Origin of the sequence: Sporobacter termitidis DSM 10068, assembly GCF_900130065.1 — a bacterium.
Classification (GTDB): Bacteria; Bacillota; Clostridia; order Oscillospirales; family Oscillospiraceae; genus Sporobacter; species Sporobacter termitidis.
The window spans coordinates 137,840-161,462 of record NZ_FQXV01000010.1 but is presented as its reverse complement, the minus strand read 5'-3'; the positions used below and the strand labels follow the sequence as shown (position 1 = coordinate 161,462).

At 54.8% G+C, this 23,623-nt stretch carries 18 protein-coding genes, 5 tRNA genes and 3 riboswitches; of the genes, 16 read left to right on the top strand and 7 right to left on the bottom strand.

What is annotated here, in order from left to right; all coding sequences use genetic code 11:
- Positions 1-177: 177 nt before the first annotated feature.
- Positions 178-1,404 (bottom strand): sensor histidine kinase, encoded by a 1,227-nt coding sequence (locus tag BUB60_RS14040; protein WP_073080243.1) that lies wholly within the window; start codon positions 1,402-1,404, stop codon positions 178-180.
- Positions 1,401-2,078 (bottom strand): response regulator transcription factor, encoded by a 678-nt coding sequence (locus BUB60_RS14035; RefSeq protein ID WP_073080240.1) that lies wholly within the window; start codon positions 2,076-2,078, stop codon positions 1,401-1,403. Before BUB60_RS14035 ends, BUB60_RS14040 begins: the two co-directional genes overlap by 4 nt.
- 262 nt (positions 2,079-2,340) lie before the next feature.
- Here BUB60_RS14035 and BUB60_RS14030 point away from each other — a divergent pair, with 262 nt between their 5' ends.
- From BUB60_RS14030 to BUB60_RS14015, 4 genes are read left to right on the top strand one after another with little or no spacing between them, the layout of a single operon-like run.
- Positions 2,341-4,356: an efflux RND transporter periplasmic adaptor subunit gene (locus BUB60_RS14030; RefSeq protein WP_073080237.1), complete on the top strand. Its 2,016-nt coding sequence runs from the start codon at positions 2,341-2,343 to the stop codon at positions 4,354-4,356.
- Between the two features lie 13 nt (positions 4,357-4,369).
- On the top strand, positions 4,370-5,065 hold the full coding sequence (locus tag BUB60_RS14025; RefSeq protein ID WP_073080235.1) for an ABC transporter ATP-binding protein: 696 nt from the start codon (positions 4,370-4,372) through the stop codon (positions 5,063-5,065).
- Positions 5,062-6,252: an ABC transporter permease gene (locus tag BUB60_RS14020; RefSeq protein WP_073080234.1), complete on the top strand. Its 1,191-nt coding sequence runs from the start codon at positions 5,062-5,064 to the stop codon at positions 6,250-6,252. Before BUB60_RS14025 ends, BUB60_RS14020 begins: the two co-directional genes overlap by 4 nt.
- A gap of 50 nt (positions 6,253-6,302) precedes the next feature.
- Positions 6,303-8,510: an S-layer homology domain-containing protein gene (locus BUB60_RS14015; RefSeq protein ID WP_073080232.1), complete on the top strand. Its 2,208-nt coding sequence runs from the start codon at positions 6,303-6,305 to the stop codon at positions 8,508-8,510.
- 56 nt (positions 8,511-8,566) lie between these two features.
- Here the strand turns inward: BUB60_RS14015 and BUB60_RS14010 are convergent, their stop codons facing one another.
- Entirely contained in the window at positions 8,567-9,046 is a 480-nt protein-coding gene (locus tag BUB60_RS14010; RefSeq protein WP_073080231.1) for a PaaI family thioesterase, read from the bottom strand.
- 156 nt (positions 9,047-9,202) lie between these two features.
- Between BUB60_RS14010 and BUB60_RS14005 the strand changes: the two genes are divergently transcribed.
- From BUB60_RS14005 to BUB60_RS13975, 7 genes are all read left to right on the top strand, one after another.
- Positions 9,203-9,505 carry a TIGR04076 family protein gene (locus tag BUB60_RS14005; protein ID WP_073080229.1) on the top strand — a complete coding sequence of 101 codons (303 nt, stop codon included), beginning with the start codon at positions 9,203-9,205 and terminating at the stop codon, positions 9,503-9,505.
- Positions 9,506-9,584: 79 nt separating this feature from the next.
- Complete coding sequence (gene pyrB / locus BUB60_RS14000; protein ID WP_073080284.1) at positions 9,585-10,646, top strand: aspartate carbamoyltransferase; 1,062 nt, start codon at positions 9,585-9,587, stop codon at positions 10,644-10,646.
- Positions 10,647-10,752: 106 nt separating this feature from the next.
- A tRNA-Gly gene (locus tag BUB60_RS13995) sits at positions 10,753-10,826 on the top strand.
- Between the two features lie 40 nt (positions 10,827-10,866).
- Positions 10,867-10,940 (top strand) — tRNA-Arg (locus BUB60_RS13990).
- 40 nt (positions 10,941-10,980) lie between these two features.
- A tRNA-His gene (locus tag BUB60_RS13985) sits at positions 10,981-11,057 on the top strand.
- Positions 11,058-11,149: 92 nt separating this feature from the next.
- Positions 11,150-11,224, top strand: a tRNA-Gln gene (locus BUB60_RS13980).
- A gap of 4 nt (positions 11,225-11,228) precedes the next feature.
- Positions 11,229-11,304 (top strand) — tRNA-Lys (locus BUB60_RS13975).
- A 379-nt stretch (positions 11,305-11,683) separates the two neighbouring features.
- Here the strand turns inward: BUB60_RS13975 and BUB60_RS13970 are convergent.
- The gene (locus BUB60_RS13970; protein ID WP_073080226.1) at positions 11,684-16,912 is read right to left on the bottom strand and encodes a leucine-rich repeat protein; all 5,229 of its coding nucleotides are present in this window, start codon (positions 16,910-16,912) and stop codon (positions 11,684-11,686) included.
- A gap of 115 nt (positions 16,913-17,027) precedes the next feature.
- Positions 17,028-17,759: a hypothetical protein gene (locus tag BUB60_RS13965; protein WP_073080224.1), complete on the bottom strand. Its 732-nt coding sequence runs from the start codon at positions 17,757-17,759 to the stop codon at positions 17,028-17,030.
- Positions 17,760-18,369: 610 nt separating this feature from the next.
- Between BUB60_RS13965 and BUB60_RS13960 the strand changes: the two genes are divergently transcribed.
- Positions 18,370-18,630 (top strand): helix-turn-helix domain-containing protein, encoded by a 261-nt coding sequence (locus BUB60_RS13960; RefSeq protein WP_479725500.1) that lies wholly within the window; start codon positions 18,370-18,372, stop codon positions 18,628-18,630.
- 188 nt (positions 18,631-18,818) lie between these two features.
- A riboswitch (cobalamin riboswitch) is annotated at positions 18,819-19,037 on the bottom strand.
- A 111-nt stretch (positions 19,038-19,148) separates the two neighbouring features.
- Here BUB60_RS13960 and BUB60_RS13955 read toward each other — a convergent pair.
- Positions 19,149-19,580 carry a hypothetical protein gene (locus tag BUB60_RS13955; RefSeq protein ID WP_073080222.1) on the bottom strand — a complete coding sequence of 144 codons (432 nt, stop codon included), beginning with the start codon at positions 19,578-19,580 and terminating at the stop codon, positions 19,149-19,151.
- A 14-nt stretch (positions 19,581-19,594) separates the two neighbouring features.
- The gene (locus tag BUB60_RS13950; protein ID WP_073080220.1) at positions 19,595-20,338 is read right to left on the bottom strand and encodes a C1 family peptidase; all 744 of its coding nucleotides are present in this window, start codon (positions 20,336-20,338) and stop codon (positions 19,595-19,597) included.
- Positions 20,339-20,604: 266 nt separating this feature from the next.
- A riboswitch (cobalamin riboswitch) is annotated at positions 20,605-20,822 on the bottom strand.
- A 209-nt stretch (positions 20,823-21,031) separates the two neighbouring features.
- On the opposite strand from BUB60_RS13950, the gene BUB60_RS13945 reads away from it, so the two are divergent.
- The 4 genes from BUB60_RS13945 (at position 21,032) to BUB60_RS13930 (ending at position 23,522) form a co-directional block, all read left to right on the top strand.
- Positions 21,032-21,415, top strand: coding sequence for a hypothetical protein (locus tag BUB60_RS13945; RefSeq protein WP_073080218.1), 384 nt, complete (start codon positions 21,032-21,034; stop codon positions 21,413-21,415).
- Between the two features lie 445 nt (positions 21,416-21,860).
- A complete protein-coding gene (locus BUB60_RS13940) occupies positions 21,861-22,472 on the top strand; it encodes a recombinase family protein (protein ID WP_073080216.1) in 612 nt (203 codons plus the stop codon).
- 186 nt (positions 22,473-22,658) lie between these two features.
- Positions 22,659-22,885, top strand: a riboswitch (cobalamin riboswitch).
- 149 nt (positions 22,886-23,034) lie between these two features.
- Positions 23,035-23,193: a hypothetical protein gene (locus BUB60_RS20200; RefSeq protein WP_159435430.1), complete on the top strand. Its 159-nt coding sequence runs from the start codon at positions 23,035-23,037 to the stop codon at positions 23,191-23,193.
- A 17-nt stretch (positions 23,194-23,210) separates the two neighbouring features.
- Positions 23,211-23,522, top strand: coding sequence for a homing endonuclease associated repeat-containing protein (locus BUB60_RS13930; protein WP_143162365.1), 312 nt, complete (start codon positions 23,211-23,213; stop codon positions 23,520-23,522).
- Positions 23,523-23,623: the final 101 nt, after the last annotated feature.

Here is a 23,623-nt window from a genome sequence, read left to right as displayed (position 1 = left end):
CGGGCGACAGCTCCCTCGTCTGAGGGCGCCGGGGAAAGGGGGCGTCACCTTCCGGGGCTATATCGTGCGCCGGCAGGAGCGGCGGGAGCAAGACCCCGCCCTGCCTTGGTGTAAGGGCGCTGCTCTTGCCGCATGATATTCGGATTGGGCGGGTCACTCCGCCTTGCGCCGATGCGACTATAGCCGCGCCCCGGGGAGGAGGACGGTGAAGACGGTGCGGCCGTTTTCGCTGGCGGCGCGGATTTTGCCGCCGTGCTCGCGGACGATGGATGTGGCGATGGACAGGCCGAGCCCGTACCCGCCGCCGGACCGGGCCTTGTCCAGCCGGTAAAAGCGCTCGAAGATTTTATCGAGCTCCGCCTTCGGGATCGTCTCGCTTTCGTTTGTGATCTCAAGGCAGACCTCGTTTTTGGCGCCGGGCCTGGCGGAGAGCGTGACGCGGCTGGCCGGGGTCGAATATTTGCCGGCGTTGTCCAGAAGTATTCCGGCCAGCTGGTGGAGCCGGGACGCGTCCCCGGTGACAAAAAGGCCGTTGGCAATCTCATAGTCGAAGGCTTTCCCCATGTCGAAAATGACCGGCTCGAACATCAGCGCGGCGCCGAGCAGGACGGCGCTGAAATCGACCCTTTCAAAGCGGGGCCCGGCCCCGGCCTCATCGGAGCGGGCCAGGGAGAGCAGCTCGTCCACAAGGCTTTTCATGCGCTTGGCCTCGGCGAGGATATTGCCCAGGCGGTAGGCCGCCTTGCCGCCGCCCTGCCCGCCTTCCTCGGCGAGCATGGCGCTGTTGGACAATATGACGGTGAGCGGCGTTTTCAGCTCATGGGAGGCGTCGGCAATAAAGCGGCGCTGGCTGTTCCAGGCCTTTTCCACGGGCTTGACGACCCAGCGCGCAAGAAGGACGCTCACCGCGAAAAAGAGGAGAAGCGTGGACGCGCCGACGACGGCCGAGTTTTTCAGGAGATTGGCCAGCACCCGCGACTCCATGGCGTTGTCGATAAATACCAGCCGGGCCGATCCGTCGGGGCTTTTTTCGAGCATGTACCGCAGATTGTAGTCCCTGAGGATGCCGGAGGCTTTGCCGCGCTCCAGCGCCAGGCGCGTGATGGACGGCACGTCACCGTCGCTGAAATTAAAAATCTGATTGCTGAAATCGGTCACGCCGCCGGCGCTGTCGGACGTGACGGTGATGATGGGCACCGGCCTGTCGCCGGGCCTGATGCCCGGCCTACCGCCGCGGAGCGTGGGCCCGCCCGATCGGTCGAGGGCGCTGCTGAGGGCAAACCTGTTCTCCTGCTCCAGATTGCCGTAGGTGGAAATCCAGACGCCGATGAAAGCCGCCAGCATCAGCACCGCCACAACGGACATGATCACCAGGATAAATTTCCGGCGCAGCTTTTTGATCAAGTGCCGCTCACCTCCAGATAATAGCCCACGCGCCGGACAACGGCGATAGAGACCCCCGAGCCTAAAAAAAGCAGCTTTTTGCGGAGAAACGAGATGTAAGCCTCCACGTTGTTGTCGTCGGCCTCGGAATCATAGCCCCAGACCTTGTTGAGGATGGTCTCCTTGGACAGGATCTGCTCCCTGTTCAAAAAGAAAAGGCGCATGATGGCCAGCTCCTTGAAGCTGAGCCGGACCGACCTGTCCCGGCACCGGAGCTCGCAGCCGGAGGGGTTCAGCGTGAGGTCGCCGTAAGTGACGACGTCGGGCATGATGTCGCCGCGGCGGCGCATGATGGTGCGCAGGCAGGCCAGAAACTCGGCGTTTTCAAAGGGCTTTGTCAGGTAATAGTCGGCGCCCAGGTCCAGCCCCGCCACCCGGTCCTCCAGCTCCGCCCGCGCCGTCAGCATGAGGACGGGCGTGCTCACCTTGCCCGCCCGCAGGCGGCGGAGGACCTCAAAGCCGTCGATGACGGGCAGCATGACGTCCAGCACGATGGCGTCGTAAATGCCCGACAGCGCGTTGTCCAGGCCGCTTTCGCCGTCGTAAGAGACGTCGGCGATGTCGCTGCCGGTGGATATGATATCGGCCAGCGTGTCGGCCAGCCGCTTTTCGTCCTCGATCACAAGTATCCGCATGTCTGTCCCTCCTCCTTGACTATCTCACGGCTTCATGATTTCCCCATGACGAAATCATGAAGCTTTTGTAAATTTATCGGAATGCTCCGGCGATGCCATCATAACGAAAAGACCTGAAATTCACCTGAAAGTCCCTGCCGGGCCGCAAGGCGGATTTACAGTATATTCACAAAATGCCAAACTTTTTTCAGCTTGCTTTAAGCGGACGGCTGTACTATTTTTCATGAAATATTACCAGTCGAGCCAATGGAGGGTAAAGCAGATGAGGAATAAGCCTCTGGAAGACACCGCCGGGACGGCGGCGGAAAACGCAGGGCAGGCGGCGCGGAAGGACGAAAAGAGAAAGACGTTCTTCCCCGGCAAAAACAGGAGCCCCGGCAGCAAACCGTTTAATAAGCCGAAGAAGCTATCGGCCAAAAAGCTTTTGCTGATCATCCTGATCTTGGCCGTTTTGGGCGGCGGGGGATTTGGGATTTACAGGTTGTTTTTCTATACCGAGCCTGTGGACATCGCGACGGGCACGACGAAAAGGGACTCCATCACGACCGTCATCACCGGGACGGCCACGGTCGAGCCCACGTCCTTTCAGGACCTGACGATACCCGTCGCCGGCGTTGTGAAGGACGTCTACGTCAAGCAGGGCGACAAGGTCTCGGTGGGAGACCAGCTGTTCGACATCGACACGACGAGCCTGACGGAGGACATCGCCACGGCGGAATCGAACATCGCCAATTACGAGACGCAGCTGGCCACATACCAGAAGAATCTCAGCAACTTGACGGTCACGGCCCCGTTCTCCGGCAAGCTCACCGCGCCGACGGACGCCCTGGCGGGCGATACCGTTAATTCCGGCGCCAAGCTCGCCACGCTGGTGGACGACAGCAGGATGAAGCTGGCGCTGTACTTTTCAAACGCCTATCTGGATGCCATTAAAAAGGGCATGAGCGCCGAGGTTTCGGTGCCGCAGTACATGTCGACCCTGACGGGGACGGTGACCGCCATCGACAACGTCAGCTATGTGACGAGCGAGGGGACCGTCTGCTTTAAGGCGACGATCACTGTGGACAATCCGGGCTCGCTGGTCAAGGGGCTTGAGGCCACGGCCACGGTCACGGCGGACGGCCAGACGATCAGCCCGGCGGACGCGGGTACGCTGGACTACAACCAGGCCAGCGATATTACCGCCAAGGTCAGCGGGACGCTGTCGAAGCTGAATGTCCAGGACTCCCTGAAGGTCTCCTCCGGCGAGGTGCTGGCCGTTATCACGAACGACGATTACACCAATCAGATCAATACGCTGCAGAAGCAGATCACGTCGGCCAACCTGAAGCTCACGGAGCTGCAGGACCAGCTGGCGGAATGTGCGCCCACGGCAACCGTGGACGGGACGGTGATCTCCGTCAGGATCGAGGCCGGCGACGAGGTCACTGCCGGGACGACGGCCATGGCCATCTATAATACGGACCAGATGAAAATCGTGGCGGATATCAGCGAGACCGACAATGATTACATTACGGAAGGCATGACCGTCACCATCACGAAGGGCACGTCGACCTCCTCATCCTCCTCCTCGTCAGCGGCGCGGATGCCGTCGGGCACCGGGGCGAGGGCATCCTCGGGCGCGGCGGCGGCATCACCGGGGGCGGCGGCGGCATCACCGGGGGCGGCGGCGGCATCACCGGGGGCGGCCTCCGCGTCGCCGTCGGGGGCGGCGGGAGACACCGCGTCGCCGTCGCCGTCCGGGTCGTCGTCAACCTTTACGGGGAAGGTCACGAAAAAGAGCCTGGAGGCGACGGCGTCCAACGGTGTGGCGTATTTTGAGACGACAATCGCCATCGACAGCGCAGGCCTCCTGTCGCCGGGCATCTACGTCACTTATACGATCACGGCAGCCCAGGCCTCGGATGTGGTGCTGGCGCCGATCGCGGCCATTCAGCGGACGACGGCGGGCACGTGCCTGTTCATAAAATCCGATACAAAGCCGGATAACGCCGTCGAGCTGGGGGACGGCGTCGTGCCGGACGGCTACTACGCCGTTGTTGTGGAGACGGGCCTGACCAGCAACGACTATGTGGAGATCAAGAGCGGTGCGGACGAGGGCATGACCGTCTTTGAGCGTTACATAAAGCAGAATACGACCTCCGGCAGCGACAAGACGTCGGAGACTTCGAACAACGCCGCGATGCCGTCGGGCGGGCAGTTCCCGGGCGGATACAGCGGCGGCAGCTTCCCGGGGGGCGGCAGCGGCGGATTCTCCGGCGGGCCGCGCGGCAATTAAGGCGGGCCGGGCGATGCTGATATGTATTAACGATGTCTATAAAATTTACGGCGAAGGGCTGGAGAATGAGGTCCGGGCTTTAAACGGCGTCAGCCTCGAGATCGATTACGGGGAGTATGTCTCCATTATCGGCACCTCCGGCTCCGGCAAATCGACGCTGATGAATATCCTGGGCTGCCTCGACGTGCCGACGCGCGGCGCGTACCTGCTCGACGACATCAGCGTCCGGGAGCTCAGCGACAACGACCTGTCACGGATACGCAGCCTGAAGGTGGGCTTTATCTTCCAGGGCTACAATCTGATCCCGACGCTGACCGCCTATGAAAATGTCGAGCTGCCCATGATTTATCAGGGCGTCCCGGCCGGGCAGAGGCGCGCGGCGATACTGGAGGCGCTGGAGCGGGTGGATATGACGGGGCGGATGGGGCACCATCCCTCGGAGCTGTCCGGCGGCCAGCAGCAGCGCGTGGCCATCGCCAGGGCCATCGCGACGAAGGCGCCCATCATCATGGCGGATGAGCCTACAGGCGCGCTGGACTCCAAAACGGGCGCCCAGATCATGGATACGCTCTCCGAGCTCAACAAAACCGGCAGCACCGTCATCCTGATCACCCACGACCTGGCGATCTCCAAAAGAGCGAACAGGATCGTACAGCTGAAGGACGGTAAGATCGTCGGCGACAAGGTGAAGGAGGAACTGGCGCAATGAACCTCATGCAATCCTTCCGGATGGCGCTGGCAACGATCAGGATCAACAAGGTCCGGTCGTTTCTCACGATGCTGGGCATCATCATCGGCGTCACGGCCGTCATCGCCCTGGTGTCCGTCATGCAGGGCTACAACGCGGACCTCACGCAGTATTATGAAAAAATGGGCGTCAACAAGATCACGGTGTCGGCCTCCGTCTATCAGTTTTATGATTCGCTGACGCTGACGGCGGAGCTCGAGGACTACGTGCAGAGCGATCTCGGCACCGTCGCCGCGGGCGTCACGCCGACGCTCAGCACCTCGGGCACGCTGGCATACGGGGCCAACACCGTCGACACCTCGACCGTCTCCCTCGGGAGCGCGCAGTTTTCCGTCTGCAATAACTTTGTACTGCAGGACGGGCGCGATATCGCCTACATGGACGTTGTGAACAAAAACCACGTCTGCGTGATCGGCAGCTATGTGGCGGAGACGCTGTTCGGCTCCGCCGATCCCGTCGGGGAGACAATCACCTTTAAAAGCATACCGTTCCTTGTCGTCGGCGTTTACTATGAAAAGGACGGGTCCACGGCGTCCTCCATGGACGATATGATCGTCATGCCGTATACTTTAAACGCCGAGGTCCTCGGCTCCGTCGCCGTTTCCACCTATACGGTGAAGGCGGCGGACGCCACCGTCATGGACACGCTGTACAATGACCTCGACGCTTTTCTGAAAAGCAAGCTCGACGACGACACCGGCACCTACACGCTGAAAAATGAAAACTCGGAGCTCAACGAGAGCGACGAGGAGGCCGCGTCCCTCAGCCTTGTGCTGGGCGCCGTGGCGAGCATCGCGCTTTTGGTGGGGGGCATCGGCATCATGAACATCATGCTCGTCACCGTCACGGAGCGGACGCGGGAGATCGGCATCCGCAAGGCCATCGGGGCAAACCGCCGGGCGATCATCACGCAGTTTCTCATCGAGTCCGGCGTGCTGTCGGCGCTGGGAGGCGTCATCGGCATCATACTGGGATTTATTATTACAGTCATCGTCGGCAAGGCCATGTACGACATGATTCTCGTGCCGAACACGCTGATGGCTGTCGGCTCGTTCGTGTTTTCCATCGGCATCGGCGTCGGATTCGGCCTGTATCCGGCAATAAAGGCGTCAGGACTGCAGCCTGTTGTTGCATTAAGGGCCGATTAGGGTATATCATAGAAAAGGCAAATTAATGAAACAAGGAGAAACATACGATTATGAGAAAGCTTACGGTTTTTCTGCTCTGCGCAGTCCTGTGCTTTTCCCTCGTTACGGCGCCGGCCGCCGCGGCCTCCGTCGATAAAACGACGTCCGCCGCCGCGGCCCTCAACATGATGGGCGCGCTGCAGGGCGACGGGAGCGGCGATTTAAATCTCGGCGGCGCGCTGACGCGGGCGCAGTTCTGCAAAATCGCGGTCGTCGTCCTGGGGCTCGGGAAAAATGTCGGCCAGTATGCGGGCTATACGATCTTCCCGGACGTGCCAGCGTCGGGCTGGGCCTCGGGCTACGTCAACCTCGCGGTCCGGTCCGCCGGCATCATGTCCGGCTACACCAACGGAAAATTCGGCCCGGACGACGTCATCACCTACGGACAGGCTGTGACGGTTTTGATGAAAATGCTTGGCTACACGACGGCCGACGTCGGGTACACGTGGCCCGACAGCTTTATTTTAAAGGCGGCCGACGTGGGGCTGACGGACGGGGTTTCGCTGTCTAAAAACGACACGGTCACCCGCGGCAGCGCGGCGATACTGTTTGTCAACCTGCTGAACGCCGAAATGAACGGCGGGGCGAAAAAGTTCATGGAGACGATCTCCGGAGCCACAGTCGTGAGCGACGTGTTCCTGGCCTCGAAAAACGCCAAGACGGACAGCGGGGAGACAGGGGCCGTCAATGTCGCCGGATCCAAAAGCGGCACGTATCTCCCGGAGGGCACCGTGCCGTCCGGCCTCGTCGGCGCGTACGGCGCGCTGGTGCTGAACGCCGCCGGAAAAGCCCTCGTCTTCGTCCCGGCCGGGACCGGGAAAACGGTGGTGTCCACTGTTTCCAGCGCCACGGCGTCGTCGATCACATGCGCCGACGGGACGAAAATCTCCGTGAGCTCCTCGGCGAGCTTTTACCTGAACGGTACGGCGAAGACCTACGGCGACAGCTGGGTGGATATCGGCGGGGGCATGCTCGTCTCGGCCTATTACTCCGACGGCGGCACGGTGCAGAGCGTGCTCGTGGCGGACACGGATTCCACCGCCGGCAGCGTTACGGTGGTGACGACGGATGGGTACGCGCTGCCCTCCGCCGCGGCGGTGTACATAAACGGCGCCAAATCCACGGCCGCCGATATCGAAAAATATGACGTTGTCTCCGACAGCGGTTCGGGCATTTACAATGTGACGCGCCGCCGGGTCACTGGGCGCTATGACGACGCCACCCCGAACACGTCATCACCCGGCACCGTCAAGGTCCTGGGGACGGAATTCGAGGTGCTGGACAGCGCCTCCGCGAGCCTTTCCGGCTTTAAGATCGGCGACACGATCACCCTGCTGCTGACGTCCGACAACAAGGTGGCGGGCGCGGTGTCCGGCTCGGCGCTCAGCAATACGAATTACGGCGTGGTGACGGCGCTGACGACGTCCAGCGCCACCGTCGCACTGTCAAACGGCGTTACCGTGTCGGGCGCTGTCCAGAGCGTCGGCACCGATGTGGTGAAGGGAAGCCTCGTCACGGTCGGCTCTTACGACGCGGGGACGATTTATCTGTCCGCCGTGGGCAGCGCGTCGTCGGCGTCGGCGCTCAGCGTCGCCGCCGGCACGCTCGGCAGCCTGAGCCTGTCAAAGGCCGTCACGGTTTACGAGTGCGTGGGCGCCAGCGCCGTCAGCAAGATCGAGCTGGCGGACATTTTGGTGGACACCGTCTCCGGCTCGAAAATCAAGTTCTACGCCACCGATCCGGCGGGCGACGTCAGTATCCTGCTGCTGAACGACGTGACGGGCGACGTCTACACCTACGGGTTTATCAAAAACGGCACCGTTACGCAATCCAGCGGGGGCCTTTCCGCCACCAATCCCACCACCAGTATCATAAACGGCGACGGGACGACGACGGCGGTGACCGGCACCACCGGCCTGACCAACGACACGCCGGCCGGCATCGCGGCGACCGGGAGCGGGACCCTGGCCGGTTATGCCGCGCTCACGGCGGTCAGCGGCGTCAGCCGCACGAGCTTCCACGAGGACGCCGACGGAACGCTGTATGTGACGACCGCAAGCGGATACATCCCGGTCGCCGACAACGTCCAGGCGTATATCGAAAGCAGCGAGACCTGGGCCGCCCTTTCCAAGGCGCGCTCGGTTTCGGACAACCTGACGATCTACTATGACAAAACGCCCGCCGCCGGCGGCAAGGTGCGCGTCGTCATCGCGCACTAAGTAAAAGAAAAGGCGGCTCACGGAGGGTCAAATCCGCGAGCCGCCTTTTTATAGCCTCAATCCGTTTTCATGACCTTTGCGGCGTTGCCGCCGGTGAAGAACGTGGCCGCCGCGGTGGCCGACGGCTTGTCCGGCTTTGATGCCGGCAGGGCTTCCGCGCGGACGGCGCAGAGCGTCCTGCCCGACATGTCGCAGGCGGCTTTCACAATAAGCGCTTCTCCGGCGGGGATGGGCCGCAGGAAGCTTATCTGCATGTTGGTCGTGGGGGTCATCGTCCCGCCGGAGAAGTACACAGAGAGGAGCCCCATGGTGAGGTCGAACATGGTGGCGAGGACGCCGCCGTGCAGGATGTCCGCCACGTTGAGCATCCAGTCCTGGACCTCATAGCGCAGGCGCAGCGTTTTGTTTTCAAGATCGCAGTCCATAAACTGCGGCCGGCAGAGCGCGTTGATGCGCCCGTTCCGTTCCTCCGGCAGCTTTTCGCAGAAGCCGCGGAAGGTGTTTTCCATACTCTCCTGAGACGTGAGATATTCCATTGCGTATAGATCCTTTCAAAGATTGCTGATATAAGGTTTATCGGTAAGCAGGTCCTTATGCGTTATTATACATTAACCGGGGCTGTTTGAGGAGCCTCCGCTTGTTTTCCCGGCGCCGGGCATATATAATATGCGCACGACGACAGGAGGCGGCTTATGAGAAAATGCAAAATAACCGTTCAGAAAACGCTTTATTTTAAAGATCTGGCGGAGAGATACCCACCCCACGAGAAAGGCCCGTGCGATTTTTTGAAGGAGGGCGACGTCTTTTATACGGCCGGGCCGCACGGGGTGGACATCCCCGAGGGCTTCTGCCCGCCGGCCTGGGCGGCGATCGCGCAGTATGCCCACGTCCTCGCCGCGGGCGGCAAGGTCTACAACAGGGACGAGGTGCATCTGACGGCCTGTCCGGACGGCATGCGCCCGGTGATCTTTCTTATGGAGCCGTACGAGGACTGAGCTGAGATAATCCTTGTGAACGGCCCGCCGCGGTGTTATAATTATCCGGATAACCTGAAGGAGTTGGTGCTTTTTGGACGTGCGGCATCTCATCAGCATAGAGGATGTGTCGGTTTCCTGGTGGGACGAGCTGTACAGGCAGTGCTGCGACATCATCGCGCGGCCGGGCGATTACAGCCTCTCCTGCAGCGGCCGCGTTCTGGCGACGCTTTTTTTTGAGCCGAGCACCAGGACGAATTTCTCCTTTCAGTCGGCGATGATGCGCCTTGGGGGCAGCGTGTTCGGCTTTTCGGAGCCCGGCGCCACATCCACCGCCAAGGGCGAGACGCTGGCCGACACCGTGCGCATGATGAGCTCCTACGCCGATGCCATCGTGATCCGGAGCCCCTACGAGGGCGCGGCCATGGCCGCCTCGCTCTACTCGGAGGTGCCGATCATCAACGCCGGGGACGGCGGGCACTTCCACCCCACGCAGACGCTGGCCGACCTCACGACGATCTCCCAGAAGCGCGGCGCCGTCGGCAACCTGAACATCGGCCTCTGCGGCGATCTCTTAAACGGCCGGACGGTCCACTCGCTCGTGCTGGCGCTGTCCAAATTCCCCAACATCAATTACTTTCTCATCTCGCCCCGGGAGCTCTCCATCCCAGACTACATGCTGACGCACCTGAAAAACCAGAATCAGAAATACATCGAGATCACGAGCCTGGAGTCGACGCTGCCACAGCTGGACATATTGTACATGACGCGCATCCAGCGCGAGCGCTTTGCCGACCCGAAGGACTACGACCGGCTCAAGAACGTCTACATCCTCAACAGGCGGAAGCTGATGGCGGCGAAAGAGGAATGCCTCGTCATGCACCCGCTGCCCCGGCTGGACGAGATCGCCCGCGACGTGGACGACGATCCCCGCGCGGCCTACTTCGAGCAGGCCCGTTACGGCATGTTCATCCGGATGGCGCTGCTTCTCCAAATGACCCATCTGGAGCGCGTCGCGCCCGGGCCCGCCGTATCGAATACCGCGCTGCGGTGTACAAACCCGAAATGCATCACCGCCACGGAAACCTACCTGCCCGCGCTGGCCAGGGAAAGCGACCGCGAAAGCTGCGCTTACTGCGATAAAAAGATGTTGACAATTTAGAGTGCGGATGCTATTATTTTTAAGCCGTCATTTTCCGCCAGATACTCTGGGGCCGATGAGGACATACTAAAAATGGCAACCGGCAGCTCATACTCCGATGGGATATGCGGGTGTAGTTCAATGGTAGAATTCCAGCCTTCCAAGCTGGCCGCGTGGGTTCGATTCCCATCACCCGCTCCATTTTTCTGCCAGCAGGAAACGGCGATGTTTGCACAGACACGCGCCAATAGCTCAGTTGGATAGAGCAACTGCCTTCTAAGCAGTAGGTCAGGGGTTCGAATCCCTTTTGGCGTGCTAATAGGACAAAAACGGGAATGGCAGCATTCCCAATATGGTGGGTATAGCTCAGTTGGTTAGAGCATCGGATTGTGGTTCCGAGGGTCGAGGGTTCGAGTCCCTTTACCCACCCCATTTGTTTCAGTCCTTTTCGCTGAGAAAAGGACTGAAACAATAAAACAAACAAAAAGTTGATATTTTTGGGAATAAGGCAGAGTAACCGATAATGGGATGTAGCCAAGCGGTAAGGCACCAGACTTTGACTCTGGCACTCGCAGGTTCGATCCCTGCCATCCCAGCCAGTATGACCCGTTAGCTCAGTCGGCAGAGCACCTGCCTTTTAAGCAGGGTGTCCGGAGTTCGAATCTCCGACGGGTCACCATGAAAAACCTCGCGGCCAGAGTGGCTGCGAGGTTTTTCCTCGCTCTCGGATTTTACTGGAATATGGTATTTGTGAGCAACGTGTGAGTAACCGCTAATTCGTTTTTTTGTATCGGCGGTATTCCTACAATTTTCCTCGTTTGATGGATACATCAGGCGGACTATCCATATCGGGGCCAATCAAGGTTTCAACGTCTATGTCAGCTTCGGACTGAACGCCAGCTTTCTTCTTTGAAATGTTCTCAGCAGCCGTTATGAGTAAATCGACTTCAGCTTCAGTGAGAATGTTTTAGATAATAAGGACCCGGACCTGCTCGATTCAAGGTTCGGGTCCTTATTATTTTGCGATGGCAGTTACCCTTAGAAAAGTTTATGAAGAACTATTTTGCGAAATCTTCAACAAACCGCTGCAGGATCGTCGCGACTTCCGCACGGGCGGCGGCGCCGCCCGGCGCAAGCGCTGTCGTCGTACGTCCCGTAATGAGGCCTTCGGCGTTTGCCCAGGTCATGCCCGACTGGGCCCAGTTGCTGATAGCTGCTGCGTCTGTAAAGGCTTTGAGATCAACGGCCTTGGCTACGTCGTAGCCCTTGTACTTCGCGTAGTTGTACAGGATCGTTGCCATCTGTTCACGCGTAATGTTGTCGTTTGTGCCGAATAAACCGTTGCCGTAGCCGGTCACAATTTTGTTGGCGTTTGCCCAAATGGTTGCACTTGTGTACCATTGCCCGTCAATCACATCAGTGAAACTGTTTATTTGAGTGACAGCCGGAGAGCCCTCGAGCCTATAGAGAACAGTGACCAGCATAGCGCGGGTCATGGGGTCATTCGGACCGAATGTTGTGTCGCTCGTACCGTTAAACAGGTTCTTTTGAACGGCAAACTGCACGGCGCCATAGAACCAGTCGGTTGACTTCACATCGGTAAACGGATTCTTCCAGACTTCCGAATAACCCACGACATAGTAGGACAGGTGAGTTGTTGTAAAGGTGGTCATGCCTGTCGTCTTGTCATATGTGCATGTCATCTGCTGGAGCTTACCGGAATCGTCCATATACCACACAGTTACGCCGCTTGGATCCTCTCCATCTTTCAGGGTGTATGGGAGAGAAATAGTGATGGTGTTGTCTCCGAAACTTGATATATGACTGTTGCCGCTTAAAATGGAGATGTTGTAAACTGTTTTGCCGGCCGCAGTGCTCTTTTGTGTTTCTGTGAGTGCCGATGGCTCAACTGTACTCAGGCTTATTGTAACACTGCTGCCTGATGCCTGGGAAGCGATTACGGTCAGGGCGCTGTTCGGGATCGTGATGTTCCCCACAGGTGTTTGAACCGTCAGCGCGGCACTTGTCTCGGAAGCCATGGAAGCGATTGAACTCTTCGGGAGTTCTACACTGACCTTATCGGCCACGCCAGTAATCTCGGGTGATATGATGATAGCCGAGCTCTCGTTTTCTTTTGCGCTTGCTATGGCGGATGTCAAGTCGGATTCACTGAGTTTTACATCGGCAACACCGTCGGATACGGTGACTTTGGGCGATATCGTGGATGACGAGCTGTCATTTTTTGAGTCTGAGGGATTCCACGGCCCCTCGTATCCGGTTTCCTTTGTATAATCGTCCGTGTAGAACCACAGCACCTTATCGCCGCTGTTTAATACCTTGGAGGCATAGCCTGCATTGGAAATAATGCCGTTGACCCGGTACATCCAGCCCGAGTTCGGGCCATTGTCAAACTCGCCGAGATACTTGTCCGTGCCGGGAATCTGAACCTTGTCAATGTAAGTCCCGCTTTCCGTATGAAAGCCTATTTTTGCATTCATGAGCATCATGTCGGTGACGTATTTGACGGTGGAGCCTTTTGGTACTGTCACAGTGGTCGTCGGTATCCAGGGCAGTACCGTATGCGGCCCTGTGCTCGTACCCGGCAGATGCTTGTCGGTCGGGTTCGTTATGTAATGTATGGTATCTCCGGTAAAGGTAAAGCTGACGGTGATCGTGTTTGACGGCGTCTCCGCGGATTTTCTTGTGATGGTGATCGGATATGTTTTTATAGTATTTCCGTTCGGAGAGGTAATCGTCAGCGTAAAGCTGTTCGCGCCGATGTCGACCTTAAGCGGGACGGTCGCTTCGCCGTGCGTGATTGTCGTGTTGTCGAGTTTGATTGTAGCTTTGGGATTCAGTGCTTTCACCGTGAATGTGATGTACTGCACATTATTTTCCAATGTGGCGACGTAATTGCCGCCTGTATCTTGGGAAAGCTCCGTGTCGCCGGGAGTGAGCTTGATGGATGTAAGGTCGGCATTTTCAGTCGGGTCGCCGCAGTTCGTACATTTTATGACATAGATATGCGGCTCCTTTTCGCCGTTCTGGACGATGACGCGAATCGTGCGGCTGCGGCTCTCATCCGGCAGGCCGACATACTCGCCCTGGCCAACAAACCTTTCGGTATTGATGAAGATGTTGTCGTTTTTAGCGCCGCTGACCGTGACGGCTGGGAAGCCTTTGCCGTCCAGGTCGATCTCGTAATACTTGATCTGGCCATCGCTTAAAGCTTCTGCCGGAGCGGGGAGCGGCTGATTCATCACACGGATTTCCGGCTCCGCTGTCACACCGACTTTCTGATCCACATATTTCGCGTTGACCTTCATCACGGTGCCGATCTCGGTGGAATTCTCGCCGAGGGATGCGCTGTACTCATCCATAATGTTCTGGACGCGGATATATTTAACGGAGTCCACCTTTACCGGCTTGCCGCTCCCATCCACGGCCCAGCTCAAATCAAAGCCGTCGCCTATGTTTTGGAAATCCGCGTTGTTATAGGGGTTTGTTGGCTTGGCTTCCGGGTAATACGCCGGATCGGCATTCGCATAAATTGAGCACGAAGAGACGTCCGCGTAGCCGAAATACACCTTTGGATAGAAGGTATCCGACAGTAGCTTCAGGGATGTCGTCCGCGTCCCGTCCTTCAATGCGGCTGTCTGGCCTTTGAGCATTTCCAGCTCGTAGTGGTTCGAGCCTGCCAGGTCATACCACCTTACGCCGTCGGATGAAACCTGCACCCCTCCGGGTTCATTCGCGGCGCCCCCCTTAAAGGCGTTCCCATATATAATAAAGTCGACGCCGTAGGGGTGGGTGGGGTCATTGGTTATGGGGTCGTCATACTCAAAGGTGACATATCCGCCGAAGCTGCCCAGCGACAGAAAATCCGCATAACTGGTACGCGCCCGCAGAGGGGTATTTATTGGTGTATTATCGAAGACATACTGGCCTTGTGCAGGCTTGTATTCCACCACTCTGTCAGGCGTATAAACGCCCTCATAGGGCGACCTCGGGGTAAGCGTGATCTTTCCGGTAAACTTCTCCGTCCCATTGTCCACAGTCAATTCCTGTGCCGACGCAGATGTGTCCAACTTGAGTTCGTAAACATTCCCCTTTCTCTCAGAGTACTTCAGGGCTTTGTATGTGTTAATCGGTGTAAGCTCCTGACCATTATAAGTAACTGTATTGTCCGCTTCTATTATTACTCTCACTGTGACCTGCTTTGCACTCTGATCACAAAGTAGGCTGACATTCGCGGTTTTAGATACGGGCAATCCTGGGTTGTTGAACTTCAGCGCCCCTTCAACAGGTTCATAATCCAGCAGCCAGAGGTAGGGCGTGACCTCGCTCCTGATGATCTCAACCGTATATTCCTGTTCATACGGTATGCCGTCCTCGGTATAGCTTACACAAAGCTTAGCGGTTGTGGTATCGCCGGTGAGTGTCACCGGGATTTCAGAATAGCTGTGCAAAGCTTCCCGATTCCCATCGCCAACCTGGAGCTCCACGTTTAAGTTGTCATAGTTTGTGGGGGGCTCAAGGTTGAATGATACCTCCGCGGCGTCGCTGTTGACATGGTATTCATAAGAATAGTATGTCGGATCGAAGCCCTCTATGTCCTTCGTTGCGCCCTTCTTTACAAACGAACCGGCAACATAACCGCTTTTCAGCTCAGTATACGTATCCGACACCCCGCCGCTCACGGAGAGCGATTTCAGGTTCAAATCCGGGCTATTCACCGTAACGTCAAGATAGCTGATATCGTAAATACCCGATGCGTCCTTTGCGGCTACTTTGTAAGAACCTTCCTTGTCAAACTTCAGTTCAATCGCACCGTTGACGTCGGTTGCCCCGATTTTGTTTGCCTCGTCAAAGATGTTTGCCGCATTATCTGCCCCAGTGGCGTACACATCCATATCGGGAAGGGGGCTTGTTCCGTCGGCCAACGTAATTGCGTATTTCACACCCGGCCGGGCTGTCTGTGAGTAAATCTTCGTACCCTTGTACCAGTAGCTGCATGTGGGATCTGCCTGATCGTAGGTAACGGCGAGCGTCTCGCCCTTGCCTACCACGGCGTCAAAAACGGAATCCGTGACTTCGCTTCCATTGATTGTGAAGGAGAAGTTCGCTACATACGTACCAAAGGCTTTTACAACCTCTCCTTCATCCGTGACATCCAGATACTGTTTATAATTCTCCCTGGTGAACTGATCGCCGTATATATTATGGTGCGCGGTCAGAAGGACGTCCAGTGCGGAGACCTCGCCAATCTTGGACGCGGCTCCGACCTTAAAACCATATGATTCCGCATAACCTGAATAAACGTCTATGCCCGAGTATGCAGATTCACCATTGTTGACGTCCAGAGAAGCGTTTGAGGAGATGTACTCATATTGTCTCTTTTTACTATCTGCAAATGTTGCGGTTGTTGAGCCGTATTTGCAATACAATTTCGCACCGCTGGGAAAATTGCTGAACGAACCTGATGTAAACGACGTGTCGGGGGTTAAAAAAGTTACTTTTTTTAATGAAGAGCAATCATAAAATAATTGGTCGCCAACACTCGCCACCGAATACGGGATTGTAAGACTTTCAAAGCCTGAAGCTCTAAAGGGAGCCGTATAAATTGTCTGCAAAGAAGGGGGCAACGTAATTTCTTTCAATGATGGGCAATACGCAAAGCTATTTCCACCTATATACTCTACTGATTCTGGTAGTATGACCCTCGTTAAATGGTCACAGCGGCTGACAACATTATCGGGTATTCTGGTTATGCCTACCGGGAATTCAATCGATTCCAAATTGACATCGTACATGAAAATTGCAATATCTAGTTCGGGCACGCTGCCGCCAAACTCCACGCTCACAAGACCTGCATATGCAAATGCGCGGTTGCCAATAGATTTAAGGCCGTCGGGGAAGGTTATAGACGTCAGTCCGGTGCATTTATAAAAGGCATATGCCGCAATACCGGTGATTGTGTCCGGTAGTATGACCTCAGTAACAGAATTGGTGTTTGCAAAGGGACATTTTGTTTGGTCGCTGGATGTCCCGCCGCCGCCGATTACTGTGATTCCGCGAGGCACCTCAACCACAGTGTCACTCCCGGTATACTTAGTCAGTACATAGTCGCTGCCGGTTTTCTCAACGACGAAGCCCTGGGCGCCGCATTCTTCAATAAAAGTATCTGTATCGTCGTCTGCTAAGGCTGGGACAGACATGAGGGGTTGGAGAATCAAGGCAAATAGTAAAAAGAAACTTAATATCTTTCTAAGGTGCTTCTTTTTCATTCGGAACACTCCTCTCAAATATATAAAAACGGCATCCGTTCCATCGGATGCCGTTTTTATGTTCATAGTGTCACCGCGGGAAACCCGCAGGTCCAGCTTTCAGTTTTCAGTATCGTTACACGAGGTGTGCAGCCATCATCTTGACGCCATTGGTTGTTTGCTCGTCGAGCGTAAACTTGAATGTATGCTTCTCGTAACCGAAAGTGAGATTAACTTGAGTCAGTTGATGTTCCTGTATAATATCTGCAAGGGGAACTTGGTTGACGGCGGCTTCAGGATAATCGTCGCCGTTTGTTCTGGCCGGGTGCGCGGGATCATATGGCGTTTCGATTTCCGGATGCCATGTCGGCACTGTTCCGCCTGCGATCAGGGCATACATCCAGTCTTCGCCTGTCCATATGTAGGCTTCTTCTTCCTCGTCGTAACTAGCGCTGCCGTTGTTTTCCAAATCTTTATCAATAAAATGGTCTTCATCCGTAATTGTAATTCTCTCAATAAATATAGGATTTGAATATGGACCTTCCTGGCGGTTTTCCTCCTGTGTGTAGGTGACGTTAAACACCATATCGGGATATCCCGGATGATGAGCCTCAAGATAATCAAGTACATCCATAACCGTATCGGTTCTGTTGAATTCCATACCGGTAAATGAAACTATCGCTTCCGGGTTCGGATCGGTAGGTTCAGGAGTTCGATCCAACTGCTGGAAATAAACGTTGACAATTATCCCGTTTCCTTCTGACAAATTTGCTGACATAGCTTTGAGCTTTGGGCGTTTCACATACTCCACTTTATTCCCCTGTAAGAGAATATTATTGAAATGCAGTCCGTTAAGCTTCCGGGACATAGTTTTGTCCTCCTAACATTAATTTATTTTACCCCTTAAGGCAGGCAATACCTTATAATACTACGCAGCTCTTAAATCCCAAGAACTGTGAATACTAACAGAAACGCCGGTACACGACTGAACGTGCTCCGGCGTTTTTATTTGCTCCGATGCAAAAACAAATAACAACGCGCTTAATCTCAGGAAGCACATTCGGTCGCTTGACAAGCTGAGAATATCCCGACTTAGCCCATTTCCGCGTTTATTGCGGTTTTCCTACTTGCTGGGGAGCCTTCCCGTACTATCGATCCTGTACTAGAATCGATTTCCAGTGGCTATCCCTTCGTTGGCCTCACGGTTGCTGAGATGCAGTACGGCATTTCCACCGCGTTTCTCTCAACTTGCCTATTATATTATTATAATAATATACCATATTTAAGTATAGTTGTCAATAAAAACCAATGGCGTTTTCTCTCAGCTTGTCTAAAGTATACGTTATGAAATTGACAAGGTACATCATTTCTTCGGTATTAAAAATTCGTTATAGAGAAACATAGAGGCTACATTTTGGATAAAATCTTAATATTCGTTATGAAGAAATATCATTGCCGGGAAAGGGGCGCACAGATAAATTGCAAAAAATAAGACCAGACATGGCTATAGGTATAATATCCAACATCTCAGAAATCAAAATGCAATGACGCAAGGTCAGGTCATAGCAAGGATGGGGATAATGGGATTGGACGTATCGCTCAGTACTTATGCTAAAATCGAAACCAACCGTATGAATATCCGCGTCAGTGAATTAGTTTCATTGAGCATAATATTCAATGTTGATTTTAACGACTTCTTTACGGGTCTGAAATTGCCTAAAAATAATTACTTTTATTGACCTTGTTCCATGATGCCACTGACGGTTAACCGAAAATGAAAAGTATTACGATTGCTCTGATGAATAAAACTCTGTTTTTCCCGGTTTCTACAAGGATAAATGGAAGATAAAACGGCTGTGACAATTCAAATGAACTGTCACAGCCGTTTTTCTGCACACAAAAAAGCCCCGACTCCCGCCTGCCGGCGGGCAGAGCGATTTCAAAGCAGGTCTTCTGACTTACGCTTATGGAGATAAACTCCTGCGGCGCGCGCTCTGCCTTCTCAGGTTTCCCCAATGACCGACTTTCGTCGACGAGCACGCCCTCGGCGTATACAGCGGCGGAACCGTCCGGGATTCTCACCCGATTCCCTATCCTCCCCCAAAGACTGAACGTCAGAGGGGGCACTTGAAATATCATTTTATTAAATTAGTGTCATAATATAACTAATAAACAAAAATGTCAACTATTGCCATTAAATTATTATTCGTCAATTTCATGAAATATAATACTAAACTACAAATATCTCACAATTATCTCATTTAGATTGCTTAATATCATTTCTTATCATACGCAAGGCCGTCTGCTTGCCGACTCTCTTAGTCGTGAGGAAGTTGAATCCCCCCATCAAAATGCCTTTGATCAGGTCTAGTTGGGCGCCAGTTAGCGTAATGCCCTCGGTCTGCACTGTAGCCGAAATATAGTTCATAGCTGCCGTGACTTTATCAGCAGGAGAGCCGCTTGATCCACTCGTATACATTAGCAGTATGCCGTTGATGATGGTGCGCGCGATCTTGTCAAAATTACTGTCGGCCTTTACCCAGCCTGCCGCGACCAGCAGATCCTCGACGAGAGATAGGAGCTTACCGGCGAGGCCGATTTCCGGGATAATGCCAAATCGTCTTGCAAGGTAGACGAGCACCAGAAAAACTATTACCGCACCGACGATAATGATAGTTGTCCAGTTCATATGTACCGTCCTCTCTAGGCCACAATCGTCCATGTATCATAAGCGAGCTTATTTTCGACGTAGTCATAAGGCAGGTAGAAGTAACCTTTATCGCCCCAACCATCACCCCAGGAATTACGGACAATAAGGACCTTGCGGGTATCGTCGTAGCCAACGATCAACACCGCGTGACCGCCCAGCAATTGCTCGGTGGATGTATCAGGCATCGGTACGATGCCAGTGCGCGCGACCTCATCGGACTCGAAGCTGGAGTAGACGTCCATGCCGATGAGGACAGGCAAAGACTTTTTGGCCAAATATGCCCTTATCTGCTGTATGTCATTAACGGTGTCACCGTCGAAGGTGGCGTATTCGGTGATTTTGTGTTTCGCTGCGGCGGTGCACGCCTTTTTCGTCGGCTTCTTCGCAAACTTTGTGACATCGTATGGCCAGCAGGATTCCGAACAAATGCCGTACTTGTGTAAGGCGTCGCAAACATCTCGCATTTGGGCTCCACAGTCCAATTCGACCGTTCCCTCGATCAGGCGCACGGTATAATAGAGGTAAAGGCGTGACGGATCAAAACGAAGATTCATAACCAATTTTGCCGCTTCCGCCCCGGCGTTCCCTGTGCAGGCGCCAAGCACTCCCTGATCATATACCGGCGAGCATTTTGGGCGCAGATCGATTATCGGCGGGAGCTTTTCAACTGCAAGCCGCGGACGTTTATAATCCCTTGCGTCAGGCTCTTGCCTGACGAGATTATATACATGCTGCATAATATACCTCCTTGTCTTGGATGACCATTATTGTCTGGATTGATAAGATTATTCCATTACTGCATGCTTGTAAAATGCTCTTTCAGATCGTCAACAAATATTCTTCCAGCTTCGGCTGTACAACTACACGGACCGGCAAACATAGGCGGTCTGCCGGTTCACACGGTCAGGAGTGATGGCGAAAGTGTAAAATAAAAAGCCATAACAACCTCAAGGGGTTGTTACAGCCGTATTTCTGTACAACGCAATTTGCTTTTTGCCGCATATTAGGGCAATACTTCCAAGCAGGTCTTCTGACTCGCGCTTATGGAGAGGACCTCCTGCGGCACGCGCTCTGCCTTCCCAGTTTCCCAGTGACCGACTTTCGTCGACGAGCGCGGCCTCGGCGCATACAGCGGCGGTACCGTCCGTGATTTGCACACGATTCCCTATCCTTCCCCAAAGGCCGTACGCCCAAAGGGACACTCGAAATGATATTATATTTTCCAATATCAGGGTATCACATGTCGAAACTATTGTCAACGAGTCAAATAAAATCCTTCGATTAACGGCCGTTGCAAAGACAGGCAGCATCGCCAACAGCTACCTCTACAGATAATGCCGCCGCAAAAACTGTAGACATTCCGATCAGCTATGATATACAATATATATTTAGACTGGATGGAATATGACAAGCCGGGGGTGATGCATTCTATGGCGGTGCACCGATACACATTTTATGTAATCGACGATCTGTGCCACGTCGAATCCGGGCGGCCGTTTGTAGCGACAAGCGGGCTGACACTGGAGGAGGCGGTACAGTATTACCGTGCGTTACCACACACGCAGGAAAAGGCGCTGGGTATTTCGGCGGACGGGGTCCGTTCCATCGAGCTTGTCGTCTGCCATCCGGTGCCGGCCGACCCAACAACAGGCCGGAACATGCTCCTGCCGACGTACCTCGGCCGATCCGGCTGGCGGCGCAGCAGAGTCGTCGCCGCGGCGGTAGCTATGCTGAAACGGGAGCTCTCGATAGAACATATCCTGGACGGCGAGCTCGTCCTGCCTTGCCCTGACGAGCCCGGCGTCGTCCGGTGAATGCCGGCTTGAGTATATTAATAATTTTATACGGGATCAAAATCTTTGGTCCCGTTGTTGCAACAGCCTGAAAAATGTGGTAACATAAAAACAATTGAATAATCTGTGCGGTTTACCGGGCTAAAGGTGCGGTAATTAAAGCGGAACGGGGTGAAAGTCCCCACGAACTGGTCACTGTGATACCCCGGAAGGGGATAAGTCAGATACGCGCCGGATAGAATAACGATGAACTGCTGTTGCCAGGACAACAGACGGCAGGACGGGCACTGAGCTTCATTCTACTATTGAGATGAGGTAAGGTGTTATTGGTATTGTAAGTCTTCCGACGGTTCTCCCCGGGAGACTTTTTGGTTTTTGTGCGCATTTTTTTGCCACGAAGCTTTCCAAGCCGGCCGGCAGGTCTCCTGACAGCCGGCTTGTTTTTATGAAATGGGGAGTGCACAGGATGAGCGAACAGGTTTACGGGTATGTACGGGTATCGAGCAAAGATCAGAATGAGGAGCGGCAGCTGATCGCCATGAGAGAATTCGGCGTCAGGCCCGAGGCGATCTATATGGACAAGCAATCGGGAAAGGACTTTGACCGCCCGGCATATCGCCGGCTGCTGCGGCGCCTTAAAGCCGGGGATACGCTTGTGATCAAGAGCATCGACCGGCTCGGGCGCAATTACGAGGAGATACTGGAGCAGTGGCGGATCATCACGAAGACAAAGGGCACGGCAATTGTCGTACTGGACATGCCGCTGCTGGACACACGGGAGGGACGGGACCTGACGGGGACGCTCATTGCGGATATTGTGCTGCAGCTTTTATCGTACGTGGCGCAGACGGAACGAGAATTCATCCGGCAGCGGCAAGCGGAAGGGATCGCGGCGGCGAAGGCGCGTGGCCAACGGTTCGGCCGGCCGGAGCTGCCGGTACCGGACGAGTTTTACCCGCTTTTTGAGCGATGGCAGGACAGTGAGATCTCCGCGCGGGAGGCGGCGCGGACCTTAAATGTGACACACAATACTTTCCTGCGGTGGGCGGTCAAAATGGGCGGCCGAAAAATTTTTTGATTATTTGGTTATTTATGTGGACTTTTCCAGCCAGTTTCCAGGTGAAAATACATAACAAATACAAGGCGATGTTTTTGGTAATGTCGCTGTAAAATATAATTGATTTCTTGGCAGATGGACTTTTTGGGCTTTCCCGGACATTATATCGCGGGAGGTCGAAAAAGTCCGCTTTTTTATCCATATATAGAACTGAATAACATTTCGAGTGTCCCTTTGGGCGTACGGCCCTTAGGGAAGGATAGGGAATCGGGTGAAAAGCCCGGACGGAACCGACGCTGTAAGCGCTGAGGCCGTGCTCGTCGACGAAAGTCGGTCACTGGGAAACTGGGAAGGCAGAGCACAGGCCGCAGGTAAGCAAAAGAATGCTTGCCATAAGCGCGAGTCAGAAGACCTGCTCAGAAATTGCTTTGCAAGCTGGTGGGCTTTGTCAGGGCTTTATAATTGACACAGAAATGCGGCTGTGACAATCTTTGCTGATTGCCGCAGCCGTATTATTTTTATAGCCAAATACCATCCTTCTGATTTCGGCAGGAGTATATAAAGAAAGGGTAGGAAACGGGACATGGTAAAGCAAACGAATAACCAAGCGCAGGATCTCAGCGAAAGAGAAATCAACCTGCTCAGGATGCTCCGGGAGATGGGAAACGGGGAGCTGACACTTTTGATCTGCGATGGCGCTCCCGTTGTCGCTGAGGAGATCAGAAAGAACATTGAGCTGTGATACGACAAAGCGGCTCGATGAAAGATGTTCAAGGCGGAGGTGATTTAATGAATGATGCAGAGAAGACGCCGTTGTTGAACGGATCCGTATTCAAAACGGGGGACGACGCATTTCAGGCGCAGGAGGCGGCTTTTGCGCGCAGGTACAGGAATGCCACCGACGAGGAAGTGTTCCAGTATGTCCGGAATATCGCAGAAAGGCTGGGGCGGCTGCCGACGAAGCATGACGTGCCGGGTTTCACATATCTGAAAAGCCGTTTTGGCCCATGGCCCCGCATGTTGGAAAGAGCCGGGATGAAAGAAAGGTGCCGCAAAAAGCGGCGCGTATGAACACGGACTGCAGGCCGAAAGGAATACAGCTTGCCCCTGATTTCTCGGGGAGTAAGCTATTACAGAAATATTATCTATCCGCCACTAAAAAGAGAGGTAAG

What these genes read in the sequence shown, in the direction of transcription:
- BUB60_RS14035 (WP_073080240.1), bottom strand. Translation starts at nt 2,078, where the DNA reads ATGCGGATACTTGTGATCGAGGACGAAAAGCGGCTGGCCGACACGCTG.
- BUB60_RS14030 (WP_073080237.1), top strand. Translation starts at nt 2,341, where the DNA reads ATGAGGAATAAGCCTCTGGAAGACACCGCCGGGACGGCGGCGGAAAAC.
- BUB60_RS14025 (WP_073080235.1), top strand. Translation starts at nt 4,370, where the DNA reads ATGCTGATATGTATTAACGATGTCTATAAAATTTACGGCGAAGGGCTG.
- BUB60_RS14020 (WP_073080234.1), top strand. Translation starts at nt 5,062, where the DNA reads ATGAACCTCATGCAATCCTTCCGGATGGCGCTGGCAACGATCAGGATC.
- BUB60_RS14015 (WP_073080232.1), top strand. Translation starts at nt 6,303, where the DNA reads ATGAGAAAGCTTACGGTTTTTCTGCTCTGCGCAGTCCTGTGCTTTTCC.
- BUB60_RS14010 (WP_073080231.1), bottom strand. Translation starts at nt 9,046, where the DNA reads ATGGAATATCTCACGTCTCAGGAGAGTATGGAAAACACCTTCCGCGGC.
- BUB60_RS14005 (WP_073080229.1), top strand. Translation starts at nt 9,203, where the DNA reads ATGAGAAAATGCAAAATAACCGTTCAGAAAACGCTTTATTTTAAAGAT.
- BUB60_RS13970 (WP_073080226.1), bottom strand. Translation starts at nt 16,912, where the DNA reads ATGAAAAAGAAGCACCTTAGAAAGATATTAAGTTTCTTTTTACTATTT.
- BUB60_RS13965 (WP_073080224.1), bottom strand. Translation starts at nt 17,759, where the DNA reads ATGTCCCGGAAGCTTAACGGACTGCATTTCAATAATATTCTCTTACAG.
- BUB60_RS13955 (WP_073080222.1), bottom strand. Translation starts at nt 19,580, where the DNA reads ATGAACTGGACAACTATCATTATCGTCGGTGCGGTAATAGTTTTTCTG.
- BUB60_RS13950 (WP_073080220.1), bottom strand. Translation starts at nt 20,338, where the DNA reads ATGCAGCATGTATATAATCTCGTCAGGCAAGAGCCTGACGCAAGGGAT.
- BUB60_RS13945 (WP_073080218.1), top strand. Translation starts at nt 21,032, where the DNA reads ATGGCGGTGCACCGATACACATTTTATGTAATCGACGATCTGTGCCAC.
- BUB60_RS13940 (WP_073080216.1), top strand. Translation starts at nt 21,861, where the DNA reads ATGAGCGAACAGGTTTACGGGTATGTACGGGTATCGAGCAAAGATCAG.
- BUB60_RS20200 (WP_159435430.1), top strand. Translation starts at nt 23,035, where the DNA reads ATGGTAAAGCAAACGAATAACCAAGCGCAGGATCTCAGCGAAAGAGAA.
- BUB60_RS13930 (WP_143162365.1), top strand. Translation starts at nt 23,211, where the DNA reads ATGAAAGATGTTCAAGGCGGAGGTGATTTAATGAATGATGCAGAGAAG.